This window comes from Butyricicoccus sp. AM27-36, assembly GCF_003480945.1.
Classification (GTDB): domain Bacteria; phylum Bacillota; class Clostridia; order Oscillospirales; family Butyricicoccaceae; genus Agathobaculum; species Agathobaculum butyriciproducens.
In genome coordinates this window covers 120,599-133,014 of sequence record NZ_QUJR01000006.1, presented here as the reverse complement: position 1 = coordinate 133,014, position 12,416 = coordinate 120,599, and the positions used below count along the sequence as shown (strand labels likewise).

14 protein-coding genes are annotated in these 12,416 nt (G+C 58.1%); all 14 read right to left on the bottom strand.

From position 1 onward, the window contains the following. Positions 1–19 precede the first annotated feature (19 nt). The 14 genes from ptsP to DW724_RS09710 all read right to left on the bottom strand — a co-directional run bounded on the left by ptsP (position 20) and on the right by DW724_RS09710 (position 12,111). Entirely contained in the window at positions 20–1,669 is a 1,650-nt protein-coding gene (gene ptsP / locus DW724_RS09775) for a phosphoenolpyruvate--protein phosphotransferase (RefSeq protein ID WP_118761324.1), read from the bottom strand. Between the two features lie 12 nt (positions 1,670–1,681). Then, positions 1,682–1,939 carry an HPr family phosphocarrier protein gene (locus DW724_RS09770; protein WP_117489539.1) on the bottom strand — a complete coding sequence of 86 codons (258 nt, stop codon included), beginning with the start codon at positions 1,937–1,939 and terminating at the stop codon, positions 1,682–1,684. After that, positions 1,926–2,573, bottom strand: coding sequence for a PHP domain-containing protein (locus DW724_RS09765; RefSeq protein ID WP_118761323.1), 648 nt, complete (start codon positions 2,571–2,573; stop codon positions 1,926–1,928). The genes DW724_RS09770 and DW724_RS09765 overlap by 14 nt, the downstream gene beginning before the upstream one ends. Before the next feature lie 20 nt (positions 2,574–2,593). After that, positions 2,594–2,761, bottom strand: a complete 168-nt coding sequence (locus tag DW724_RS09760; protein ID WP_118761322.1) for a DNA-binding protein — start codon at positions 2,759–2,761, stop codon at positions 2,594–2,596. Positions 2,762–2,780: 19 nt separating this feature from the next. Further along, positions 2,781–4,400, bottom strand: a complete 1,620-nt coding sequence (locus DW724_RS09755) for a Cof-type HAD-IIB family hydrolase (RefSeq protein WP_158580257.1) — start codon at positions 4,398–4,400, stop codon at positions 2,781–2,783. A gap of 13 nt (positions 4,401–4,413) precedes the next feature. Next, positions 4,414–4,686 carry a hypothetical protein gene (locus tag DW724_RS09750; RefSeq protein ID WP_117489531.1) on the bottom strand — a complete coding sequence of 91 codons (273 nt, stop codon included), beginning with the start codon at positions 4,684–4,686 and terminating at the stop codon, positions 4,414–4,416. Positions 4,687–4,778: 92 nt separating this feature from the next. Beyond that, the gene (locus tag DW724_RS09745) at positions 4,779–5,600 is read right to left on the bottom strand and encodes a PTS system mannose/fructose/sorbose family transporter subunit IID (RefSeq protein WP_117489529.1); all 822 of its coding nucleotides are present in this window, start codon (positions 5,598–5,600) and stop codon (positions 4,779–4,781) included. Between the two features lie 2 nt (positions 5,601–5,602). Continuing rightward, complete coding sequence (locus DW724_RS09740) at positions 5,603–6,457, bottom strand: PTS mannose/fructose/sorbose/N-acetylgalactosamine transporter subunit IIC (RefSeq protein ID WP_118761320.1); 855 nt, start codon at positions 6,455–6,457, stop codon at positions 5,603–5,605. 40 nt (positions 6,458–6,497) lie between these two features. Beyond that, a complete protein-coding gene (locus tag DW724_RS09735; protein ID WP_117489526.1) occupies positions 6,498–6,992 on the bottom strand; it encodes a PTS system mannose/fructose/N-acetylgalactosamine-transporter subunit IIB in 495 nt (164 codons plus the stop codon). A gap of 270 nt (positions 6,993–7,262) precedes the next feature. Further along, positions 7,263–7,688 carry a PTS sugar transporter subunit IIA gene (locus DW724_RS09730; RefSeq protein WP_118761319.1) on the bottom strand — a complete coding sequence of 142 codons (426 nt, stop codon included), beginning with the start codon at positions 7,686–7,688 and terminating at the stop codon, positions 7,263–7,265. A 201-nt stretch (positions 7,689–7,889) separates the two neighbouring features. Then, positions 7,890–9,197 carry an extracellular solute-binding protein gene (locus DW724_RS09725; protein WP_118761318.1) on the bottom strand — a complete coding sequence of 436 codons (1,308 nt, stop codon included), beginning with the start codon at positions 9,195–9,197 and terminating at the stop codon, positions 7,890–7,892. After that, positions 9,194–9,871, bottom strand: a complete 678-nt coding sequence (locus tag DW724_RS09720) for a response regulator transcription factor (protein ID WP_118761317.1) — start codon at positions 9,869–9,871, stop codon at positions 9,194–9,196. The genes DW724_RS09725 and DW724_RS09720 overlap by 4 nt, the downstream gene beginning before the upstream one ends. Further along, positions 9,864–11,156: a sensor histidine kinase gene (locus tag DW724_RS16040; protein WP_243105727.1), complete on the bottom strand. Its 1,293-nt coding sequence runs from the start codon at positions 11,154–11,156 to the stop codon at positions 9,864–9,866. Before DW724_RS16040 ends, DW724_RS09720 begins: the two co-directional genes overlap by 8 nt. A 10-nt stretch (positions 11,157–11,166) precedes the next feature. Next, positions 11,167–12,111, bottom strand: a complete 945-nt coding sequence (locus tag DW724_RS09710; protein ID WP_243105726.1) for a sugar ABC transporter substrate-binding protein — start codon at positions 12,109–12,111, stop codon at positions 11,167–11,169. Positions 12,112–12,416 lie beyond the last annotated feature (305 nt).

Sequence of the window (12,416 nt, the reverse complement as noted above, 5' to 3'; positions counted from 1 at the left end):
TCACTGCTTTTATCCTTTTTTACAATTCCAGCGGAGCCAGTGTTGTCGTATCAATCGAGCGAATCGCCGACCGCAGCGGCAGCACCGCCGACGGCGAAACCGAAAGCTCGTCGATACCCATCGACAGGAAGGTTTCGGTCAACTCCGCGTCCGCGCCGAGTTCGCCGCAAATGCCGATCCAGATTCCGGCCTTGTGCGCGTTTTCAGCTGCCATGCGGATCATGCGAAGCACCGCCGGATGATGGGCATCAAAAAACCGGTCGAGACCTACACCCTGTCGGTCAACCGCCAGCGTGTACTGCGTCAGATCGTTCGTGCCGACCGAGAAAAAGTCTACCTCATGTGCCAGTTCTGCGCTCATCATGACGGCGGCCGGCGTCTCGATCATAATGCCGAGTTCCACCTTGTCCGCCATCGGCACACCTTCCTCCGCGAGTTCCGCACGAATGTTGCGACAGATGCGCTTGATCTCCTGTACCTCCCAGACCGAGGTGATCATCGGAAACATAATAGCGATTTTGCCGTAAGCCGATGCACGATACAGCGCACGCAGCTGTGTGCGGAACACCTCCGGACGGGTCAGACAGATGCGGATGGCACGCAGACCCATGGCAGGGTTTTCTTCTTTATCGAGGTGGAAATAGTCCGCCTGCTTGTCCGCGCCGATGTCCAGCGTTCGAATGATAACGCGCCTGCCGCCCATGCGCTCCGCGACCGTCTTATAAGCCTTGAACTGCTCGTCCTCGGTTGGATAGTCGCTGCCCTGCAGGTACAGAAATTCCGAGCGGAACAGGCCGATGCCGCCGCCGTCATTCTGCAGAACCGCATCAATATCTGCCGGAGAGCCGATATTGCAGTAGACCATCACATTCCGGCCGTCCTTGGTCACATTCGGCTTGCCCTTGAGTTGATCGAGCAGTTCTTTCAGCGCCTTCTCCTTGGCCTGCTTTTTGAGCAAACGCTCGCGCTCGGCGTCATCCGGTTCCACGACCGCCTCGCCGGTCTGGCCGTCAATGATGGCGTACTTGCCCTCCATTTCCGGCTGCAACGCATCTCCTGCACCGATAATGGCCGGAATGCCCATCGTGCGGGCCAGAATCGCCGTGTGTGAGTTCGCCGAGCCGCCTGCCGTGATGAAGCCCAGAATAAGAGCCTTATCCAGCTGCACGGTCTCGCTCGGCGCAAGATCATCTGCCGCCACGATACACGGCACATCGGACACGATGCCGCTTTCGCCTTTGCCGGTCAGAATACCGATCACCCGCGCGGAAATATCGCGGATATCCGCTGCACGCGCCTGCATGTAGCTGTCGTCCATCGCAGCAAACATTTCCGCGAACTGTACACCGGTGTCGCTGACGGCGGCCTCGGCGTTTACACGGTCGTTCTCAATCATACCCTCGATGCTCTCCACGAAATCCAGATCGTCCAGCATCATCTGGTGCGCCTCGAACAGCATTGCCGCGTCCTCACCGGCCTCAGCAAGTGCCTTGTCATACAGCTTTGCGAGCTGCTCCTTCGCCGTTTCCCGCGCTGCGCGGAATCGCTCCAGCTCTGCCGCAGTGTCGCTCGCCTCATGGCGCGGAATGACGCCGCTTGCTCTGCGGTAAAAGCTGATCGGGCCTGCCGCTACGCCTTTGGATACGCCTTTGCCGAAAATCTGCTCCATCTCGCTCACTCCTTACAGGTTCGCCTTGAAAAATGCCTCGATCTGCGCTGCCGCTTCCGCTTCGTCCTCGCCTTCCACTTCCACGCGAACGGTGTTGCCGTGCTTGATGCCCATGCCCATGATGGCGATCAGGCGGCGTGCATCCGCTTTTTTATCACCGAAATGCAGGAAAACCTTGCTTTTAAATTTCGCGGCCTCCTTCGCCAGCATGCCTGCCGGACGTGCATGAATGCCAATGGAATCCGTAATGGTGTACTCAAATGCTGTCATGATGAAAACTCCTTTTTTCTTCATTCAAATGGTGGATTGCGGCGAGAAATGCCGCTGCAACCTGCGGTTCGTGTCCATAAAAGTCCACTGTACCCGGTCGATACGGCGGCTTGTCCTCGCTGAGAAATCCGCTGCCGCCGGTGACGATCAAACCGTGTCTGCGTGCCAGTGTGTGATACCGCGCGGTATCTGCTTGGCTGTGACTGCCGTATGCTGCAATGCCGTCGAATGCCGCCACCGGAAAGGTGTCGTCCATCTCATTCGGCGGCACGAGCACGGCCAGTCCGCCTGCTTCGTGAATCGTGTGAATCGCCTGCTCGGCTGCAAACGACTGCACCGAATCGTTCCGCGTCCGCTCAATCTCGAGCAGCGCCGGACAGGTGATGTCAATGCCGATGCCGAGCGTGAGAAAATCCCGTTCCCGCCAGCGGCAGTCGAGTTCAATGCCGGGCACAATGCGCACACCGAGCTGTGCGCCGCGCCAGATGCATTCCGGCACACCGCTGACTGCCCGCCGGTCGGTCAAAGCCGCCAGCGTCAGCCGTTCCTCACAGCAGCGTTCGGCCAGTGCACGCGGCGAAAGCTCACCGCCTGCAGTCAGGCTGCTGTGGATTTGCAGATCGGTTTGTGCCATGGAAAGACCTCCGACAAGGTTCAGGATACGGGAAGGATTTCGGAAGGACAGGCCGCGTCCTCCGGGATAAACCAGCGCTGATGCACGCGTATCGCGCCAAGAATCGCATGGTTTTCGCAAAACTGCCGCAGTTCGGCGGCGGAAATGTGCCATAAAACCGCAGCTTCCGGAATGGTCATAAACGGCATGTCTCTTCCCCCTTCTGTGTTATTTGAATAGGTGATAGACCGCCTGTGCCACGCCGTCATGGTCGCAGTCTGCTGTGATGTATTTTGCCAGATCCTTGAGCGCCGCATCCGCGTTGCCCATCGCCACCGGCATCCCGACTGCGCGAAGCATTTCCGCGTCATTGTCGCTGTCACCGATGGCAACCATTTCATCCGGCGTGATGCCGAGCATCTCGCCTAAGCGGGTGAGCGCGCGTCCCTTGTCCGCACCGGCCGGCAGAATCTCAAAGTTGTCCGAGCCGGAGCTTGTGATCGTTAGACCCGGCAGCGGCCGAATCTCCGCAAGCGCCTGCTCGAGCACCTCGCGTTCGCCGAGGGCGTACACCTTGGTGACGTTCAGATGGTTTTTCCGAATCTCACCGGCGATATCCTCCACGACGATTTTGTTCGCATGAAAGCCCTCTACGCGGTAATTTGCGACAAAATCGCGGTTGGAATATTCATTGATATAGATTTTGCTGCCAACATAGATCATCACGCGCACCGGCCGGCTCTGCACCGTCTCGACCACCTTTGCGCCGATTTCGCACGGCATGTCCCAACTTTGCAGAATGCGCTCATCCGATGCAGTGGCAATCGCCGTGCCGCCCGCCGTGACCATCAAATCCTCGCAGGGCAGCTCACGGGCGAACTCCGCCGCTTCGCCGACAATGCGTCCGGTCGAGAGCACAACATGTACGCCGCGCTCCTTGACCCAGCCGAGCGCCCGCTTGACGGCGGGCGTGACCTCCTTGCAGGAGTTCAGCAGCGTGCCGTCCAGATCGAGCGCGAGCAAACGGTATTTCATGCCTGCACCTCCTCCGATATGGCGATAAATAGCATGTGCCACGCCGTCCTCGTCGCACGAAGCGGTCACTTCGTCGGCGGCTGCCCGTGCGATCGGAGAAGCGTTGCCCACTGCAATGCCCAGTCCGGCAGCGCGGAGCAGCGGCGCGTCAATGTCGTGGTCGCCGAGCGCCATCACCTCGTCGGGCGAGATGTGCAGCGAATCACACAGCACATGCATGGCCGTGTCCTTGCCCGCGCCTGCCGGTATGACCTCCAGATATTCGTCCTTGGAGCGCACGAGCGTCATCGGCAGGTGCTTCGCCTCCAGTACCGGAATCATTTCGTCAATCTGCGATTTCTCGCCCATGCAGAGCAGTTTGTGCGCGCCTGCGTCGCCCCAGTCTGCAAACAGAGTCTCCAACGGCGCGACGGTCGGCTGTACGCCGGTTATCTGCGTCTCGGCGCGGCTCCATTCATCCTCGGCGGCAATGAGCCAGTCGAGGTCGCGGTAAACGCTCAAGTGGATACCTCTCGCCTGCGTTTCCTGCAGGACAGCCTGCGCACATGCGCGGGTCAGGTGGCTGTCCGCCAGCCGGTTTTTGCCCGAGAGAATAAGTCCTCCACCGCAGCACACCAGCGGTCCATCCACGCCGAGCGCATCCCGAATCGAGAACACTGCCCGCGGCGGTCGTGCGCTCATCAGGCAGATGGTCACGCCGTTCTTCGCCGCAGACTGCACAGCCTCGCGGTTGGCGAGCGGCAGCTTGTGCGCCGAATTCAGAAGCGTGCCGTCAATATCCATGCACAGCAACCGATATTGTTGTTGATTCATCGCATTTCTTCCTTTATGACTGCTCTGCCGCCGACAAAATATTGGCGACATTGCGGTTTCCGTTGCGGATGCCCAGTCCGATCACAGCCGCGCAGACCGCGCACACCAGCGCGATAATCACGCCGCATACGCCGCCCGCAAAGCGCAATCCGCTGCCCGCGATGCCCCACCAGGCCAGCACCGCCGCGCAGGAGGAGAGCAGCATAGCGATTCGCTTCCAGAGGGAAAGCTGCCGAAGGGCCTGCTGCTGCTGTTTGGCCTCGTGCAGTAATGCGGTCTTGTTCATTGAGAAAACTCCTTTCCTGTACGGCGGCCGCTGAACGATTTCGTTCAGCGGCCAGAGGGGTGAAAGTGTGATATAGTCTGAGTGAAACGATTTTAGTATGCAAGCTGCGGATCAAAGAATCCAACCAGTACGCCGACCAGCGCAATGCCGACCAGCACGAGCATAACGGTCGTGGGCGCCATTTTCTTCTTACTCATCAGCCAGTAACAGAGCATAACGGTAGCCAGCGGCAGCATCTTGGGGAATATGGTATCCAGCACATCCTTTTGGAGAGAAATGTCACCGGGCAGGACGAGCGGCGTTGTGATCGAAATCCAGCTTGCGGCAACCGCGCCGATAACGACCGTACCGAGCATAATAATGCTCTCGCGGATGGCGTTCGCCTTTTCGCCGACGATCATCTCAACGGCCTTGCCGCCGAGCTCATAGCCCTTGAAATACAGCAGGCGCATGCCGAGGGTCAGAATGACGTTGTACGCGATGATGTAGAAGATCGCGCCGAGCGGCGAGCCGCCCGAGGATAAGCCGAGCGCAACGCCCAGCAGAATCGGAATCAGCGTGCCGACCAGCAGGCTGTCACCGATACCGGCAACCGGTCCCATCAGACCGGCGCGAATGCCGTTGATCATCTCGCCGTCGATGTCCTCGCCGTTGGCCTTGGCTTCTTCCAGACCGGCGGTCATGCCGACGATGACGGTGCCCAGCTGCGGCTCGGTGTTGAAGAATGCGGAATAAGTCTTGAGGGCTTCGGTCTGCTCCTCCTTGGTGTCGTACAGCTCCTCTACCAGCGGCAGCATGGCGCACAGGTAGCCGAAGGTCTGCATATGCTCCTGCGAAAAGCAGGTCAGATGGCCGTAAAACCAGTTGCGGAACGATTTGTTCAGCGCTTTCTTGGAAAGTTTCTTTTCTGCCATGATCAAATCTCCTCCTCATCGTCGTCAAATTCCGCTGCAGAGGCTGCAGCTGCGGGAGCGGCCTTCTGCAAAACAAGGATCTTGATGCGGTAGTTGATGACCGCAAAGAAACCGCCGACGATAGATGCCGCAATCAGGTTGAGGCCCATGCAAGCGGCCAGCGTGAAGCCGAATACGAATACCAGAATATCAACCGGCTTGGTCGCGACCTGCTTGAGCAGGATGGCGATACCGACTGCCGGAAGCAGCGAGCCGACGGTGAACAGTGTTTTCATTGCAACGCCGTCCATTGGCAGGTAGGCCTTCATCAGATCTACCATGCTGGTGCCGACCTTGGTGATGATAAACGTCGGAATAAACGAGCACAGGATGTGGGAAATCCACGGGAGACCCATATCGACCACATACAGCTTGCGCAGATCACCCTTTTCCAGAGCGCGCCAGCCCATATGCTGCCAAACGAGGTTTACGGTAGCTGTTCCGTAAAACAGCACGGTGCCGATGGTGCCGACAGCCGAACCGAGCGTTACCGCCATTGCCTGTCCCTCAGCGGATGCCGGGTTCAGACCCATGGAATGCACGGCAACCATGGAAAGCGGAATGCCGATGTAAGAGATCGCGCGAACGTCAGCGGAAACCGTGCCGCCCGGCGTTACCAGTGCGATGTATACGACCTGAATGGCCGCGCCGAGATAAATGCCCGTCTGTACATCGCCCATGATGAGGCCGACGATCAGACCCGCTACCAGCGGACGGCCCAGTGTGTAGTTGCCGAGCACCGTACCGCCCAGACCGGGCATGGATGCCAGACATGCGAGCAATCCGAACAATGCAGCCTGCCAAACTTGAACTTGCATAAGTTCTCCCTCTTTTCTTTTTTATTTTGTGAAATAGAATTTAGTAGCCGAACTGACCGCGGAACTTCTTCCAGTTGCCGATGGCGGCCTCCTTGATGAGCGCGAACTCTACTTCGTAGCCCTTCTGCATAATGGCCTCGAGTGCGTCCGCCTCCGGCTGGGTGATCGCCTGATTGTTGCCCAGCTTGGTCGCGCCCGGGCGGTCGTTGCACGGTCCGATGATAACCGTCTTTACCTCACCGGGATCAAAGCCGTCGTCCACGAGGATGCTCTTCATCGTGATCGGGTCCTTGGTGATGAGGAAGTAGCGATCCTTGCTGGCAAGCACCTTGCCGCACTTTGCGCGCCACTCGTCGAGCGTCCACACGAAAGTTTTCTTGTCGCTTGCGTTCTTGTACGCCGCCTTGAGCACCGGCGTGGTAGCCGCCTTGTCGTTTACGGCAATGAGGCCGTCGCACGGATACTCGAGCGCCCAGCGCGTGCAGGTCTGACCGTGGATCATACGGTCGTCAACACGAATAAAAGAGATTGACATAACTTTTTCCTCCTTAATACTGCTCTTTACTATTTTTATTAAGGCAATACCGCATAATTGAACAAGAGTGATTTGCGAGTAAATTTTGCGTACTGACGAGGCACAGTTTTGCGGTAATACTTGATGTATTACCGTGAAACTTCGGCAGCGCGGATGGAACTCGCGCAAGGAACCGAAGCCAAAGTCAGGACACAAAATTTCCGCAAAGCACCGCGGCAGTGCGACCGGAGCCTGCACAAGGAGCCGCCGCTTTAATTGTGCGGTGTTGCCTTAAATATCGTCGTCTTCATCGCCGCCGAGGTCAAACCGCTTGATCTGGTCCTTGGCCTCGCCGGTCAGTTCCTGTTCCAGCTCATCGAGCGGTGTCTCTGCATCCGCGAAGGCCGCCGTCAGTACGAGCGGCAGGTTCATGCCGCCGATGGCAAGCGTTTTGCCCAGCAGACCCTTTTCGGTGAGCACATCAAGTGCAGTTGTCAGCGGCGAGCCGCCGATGATGTCCGCCGTGAGGATGATTTCGTCCTCTGCGGTAATGTCCTTAACCAGCTCTGCGAAGTTGGCGCGGAAGGTGTCCACATCCATGCCGTCGAGCAGGCTGGTCGAGCGGATGTCCTCGCGGTCGCTACCTGCCATCATGCCGAGCGCGTTGTGCAGACCCGGTGCAAAGGTGCCGTGACTGACCAAAATCAGATATCTCATTTTCCGTTCCCTCTTTCCTGTTTGTTGAGCATAGTATACCGGATTTGGGGGAGCGTGAAATCTGTATTTTGTCATGACCCTCGTGTGATAATCGTCCTGTTTTTTCATGACAAATGTCATGCTGATTATCAAAATATGCAAATAAAATGCGCTCTGTCTGTGCGTGTTGCACAAACAGAGCGCGTATCGCGTTCGATATCGTCAGTTTTTCTGTAAATATTCCTGCACTTCGTGCTGTACTCTTTGCAGCTGGAGTGACAAATTATGCTCATCCTCCATCGCGGTCTGTACCAGTCCTTCGGTCAACAGCAGCGCCTGATCGTAATTGCGGAACCGCGGTGCCGCCACCGCCTGCTCCATGACATCCGACAGCATTTCCACGCCGGACCGGCTTTCGCCTGGTGTGTCCTGCCGGAGAATTTGGCGGGTTTTTTCCGAGTCAGTCACGCTCCGCAACGCGGACACGCTGTGCGAATCCGTAAACAGCATGGACTGATTGTCCGCATTGGCGGTCAGCTCGCGCAGAAACTGCCACGCGAGCGTCGTATGTGCCGAGCGGCTGCTGATGCCGGCCAGCACGGTGCTCAGCTCCGAGCTGTTGCTGCCCGCCGGACCGTGCGGCATCGGAATGCAGTCCCACGAGAAATCCGAGTAGCGCTTGATGCGCCACGGATACGGCTGATACGTCCGGTAATCCGAGAACAGGAACGGCCGGAACGCCACCCTGCCCTCATCAAAGTCCCGCGCAGAAGGCGCGGTCTCTGCGGTGAGCTTGTCCAGCCGCTGTGCAAACGCCACCGCCTGCACGGCTCTCGGCAGAGAGATCAGACAGCTGCTGCCGCCCTCAGTGAACAGCGATGTGCCGTTCGCGATCAGCGCATCCTGCCAGGTATATCCATAGCAGCCAAACTGATCGATTTCGCCGTCACTATCCGTGTCGTGCGTGACCTTGGCGCAGATGTTGTAAAAATCCTCCCACGTCCAGTCACCGGACGGCACAGCAATGCCTTCGCTTTCGAGCAGCGTCTTGTTGACGCACATCAGCGTCGGTACGCACTCATACGGCAGCGCGTACTGCACGCCGTTCTCCGCGCCGCTCTGCAGCGCCGCCGGATAGAAATCCGTGTCGGACACCGCCTCATCCTGCGCAAGATAGCCGTCCAGCGGCGCGAGTGCACCGAGTTCGCACAGCTCACCGAAATCCTCCGGCAGCACGAGGAACACATCCGGCTCACTGCCGAGCAGGTACTGGTCGATAAGCCACTCCGAGTAATCCCGTTTGAGGATGCCGCTTGTGTAGGTGACGTGCACATTCGGGTGTTCCCGCTCGAATCGCTCGATCGCCGCGTCGATGACGGCGTAGCAGTTGCCGTTTGGCGCATCCCAGTAGCTGCCCGCCATAAAGCCGAGTCGCAGTTCGACTGGACGTGTGCGGCTGTAAACGACCATCGTCAGGCACACCGCTGTCAGCACGATGATCGCTGTCAGACGCTTCGCCAGCCCCTTCATTGCGGACCTCCAAACGGACGGCCTGCTACGCCGGTCTGCACCGCCCAGATGGCAAGCTGCGTGCGGTCGCGCAGATCCAGCTTGCTGAGAATGCTGCTCAGATAGTTGCGCACCGTGCCTTCGGACAGGCAGAGCGCAGCCGCGATTTCCTTGTTAGACAGTCCGGCACCGACCTCACGGATGATGCGCCATTCGTTATCCTGCAAATCCTCAGTCTGCTTTTCGTCTACACCGATGGTGAGGTTGCCCTTGGCCATCCGCGCGAACATCTGCAAGGCTTTGCTTGCCACGTCCGGCGCGATAATGGAGCCGCCGCGCACGACCTCGCGCACCGCATTGGTCAAATCTGCAACAGACACACCCTTGAGCAGATATCCGGACGCGCCGAACCGCAGAGCGTTGAACACATACTCGTCATCGTCGAACGTGGTCAGCACAATCACCTTGATATTCGGATGCGCCGACTTGATCAGCCGCGTACACTCTACGCCGTCCACCTCGGGCATGCGGATGTCCATCAGCACAACATCCGGCTTTTCGCTGCGCACCAGTTCGATGGCCTCGCGGCCGTTTTTCGCCATGCCGACAATGGTAATATCGCTCTGTGCGTTCAAAACAAAGCCTAAACTTTCCCGAATCAGCTCCTGATCGTCTGCCAGCAGCACTTTAATCATATACATCACCCCATCTTAACGGAATTTCCGCGTGCAGCTCAAATCCGTTTTCACTCTTCACCTTTAACGTGCCATTTAACAGCTTAAGCCGCTCGCGCATGTGCCGCAGACCAAATCCCGGCTCAATTTTCGTGCAACCGCAGCCGTTGTCCGTTACCGTTATGTCAAGCCGACGCTCCTCCGCTGCAATGCGCACACGCACCGCGGTTGCGTGTCCGTGCCGGATAGCATTCGTGATGCTCTCCTGCACGATGCGGTACACCGCGTCCTCCTCGTCCGGCGACAGCCGCAGATCCTCAGCCTGCAGGTCGAGCATAATCTCCGCCTGCGAAGTCGCCTGCATTTCGGTGCACAGCTTCGCTATCGCATCTGTTAATTGCATGCGCTCAAGTGCATCCGGCCGCAGTGCCCGCACCGAACGGCGCACCTCATTCATGCCCTCACGAGCGGTAGCCGCAATGCGTTCCATCTGCTTTTTCGCCATCTCAGGCGAGATTTCCAGCATTTGCAGACATGCGTCCGCACCGGCGGTAATGCCGGTCAGCGCGTGGCCGAGCGTGTCGTGAATCTCGCGGGCAAGGCGGTTGCGCTCGCGCGTTTCGGCCATGCGTTCACTCTCGGCGGCGTAAGCCTTGAGCTGCTCGTTCATAACCGAAAGCTGATCGTTCGCCTGTTCCAGTTCGCCGTTGAGACGGCGTATTGCCGAATTTTCCTCGGTCCTCTGCCCGATGAGCACCACCATGTACACCACGAACAGGATAAGGTGCAGTGCGCCCAGCAAATCCACCGTGCTCTGCAAAAGCTGCCGCGTGTGCATGTCAAAATACAGCAGATATTCCGAAAACGGAACCGTGTGCAGCGCTCCTTGCAGGGCACCCAAACCGGTCAGCAGGAACAGCGCCGTCATGACGCCGAGAAACCGGCGGCGCGTTCTGCCGTGCAGGCCGTCGATCAAATCCACAACCACATACAGCAGCAGGCCGTTGTAGTCCAGATGCAGCGCAAAAATCACGCACAGCGCGAATAACGGCTCGGTCCAGCCGACGAAATGATAGCTGCGTCTGCGCAGTACACCAACCACAATGAGCGCCGCCATGCTGAGAATCGCTACGGTCAGCGTCCACGGCTTGGCCGGCAGCGCGCTTAAATTCTGCGTGAACGTCACACCGTCCGACTGCCGCGCCGCCAGCACCGGCGTCATGCCGAACACCCATGCGAGGAATACGCACACGGTGATATTCAGCAGCAGCATAATCCGGCGGAAAAACTGCAAACTCTGTGCCATACCGTCCCCCCTACTGCCAGCCGTCCATGTCGTAGCTGTTTACGTTGTCCCTGGTCACCAGTGCTACCGGAACCGTGATTTCCTTTTCGTAGTCCTCACCGTTTAAGATGGCGTAGACCGTCTGTGCGGTAATCTGCCCCAGCCGAATGGGTGACTGGGCCGCTGTCGCCGTCATAGCGCCCTCGCTGATCATGCTTTTCGCTTCGGGAGCACCATCCACGCCGTAAACCGCCGTATCCTGCAGCATGCCATGCTCCTGCAGAGCCGCCATCGCGCCGAGTGCGCTCGGGTCGTTAAGTGACATCACGGCGTCCGGCACAATGCCCTGTTCAAGCAGCTTGTCCATCTCCGGCATGGCGACTTCAAGCTGACCGGCGCTGTCCGCGCGACCGATGATTTGATAGTTGACGTCGGATGCCAGCGTATCGCAAAAGCCCTGGATACGGTCTCGGCCGGACTTGGTAGATGCGTGCTCAAGCAGCACGACCTTCGCGGAATCACGCGTGTTCATCAGGTGCTCCGCGCAGAGCACACCCGCACCGTAGTTGTCGGACGCGATCGTGCACGCTACCAAATCCGGGTTGCTGACCTGCGAGTCGATAACCACGACCGGTACGCCCGCCTTCTGTGCCTCCCGCAGTGCCGGCTCGATCTCACGATAGTCCACCGGATTGAGCACCAGCAGGTCGATATTTTCGTGCAGCAGATCGCGTATCTCCTCGTTCTGCCGCTCCTGATCGAGCGCCGGATCACGCGTCAGCAGAATATCGCCGCGGCTTTCGATCACCAACCGCAGTTCCTCGTCAATGACGCTGTAAAACGGGTTGTTCATCGTCATGTACGTTGTGCCGATGCGGAGCGGCTCGTCCGCCTGCGATACAGCCTGATGCGTCACGGCGGCAAGTCCGGCCACCAGCAGCAACGCCGCTGCCGCAAGGATTGGTCTTGTGCGCAACGGTATCCCGCCTTTCCCCTTAGTAGTTGATACCATTATAGCATAAATTTTTCCGGTGAAAAAGACGGATGTGATGGGTTTCTTGCGGCTTTGCTTCTCTATTGGTCAATCACTTGATTTTCCCTGTCCATCTTGACAAATCCGCACTTTTACCGTACGATAAGCGCAGAAATCATCCTGCAAATCACATCCTTTCGTTTGATGAGATACACATCTCACAGGCGCAGGTATCCCGATTGGAGAAGGGCGCACTGGAGCATATCCGCAAGCAAATTTAACAAATTGAGAATGGATCATGGAGGATG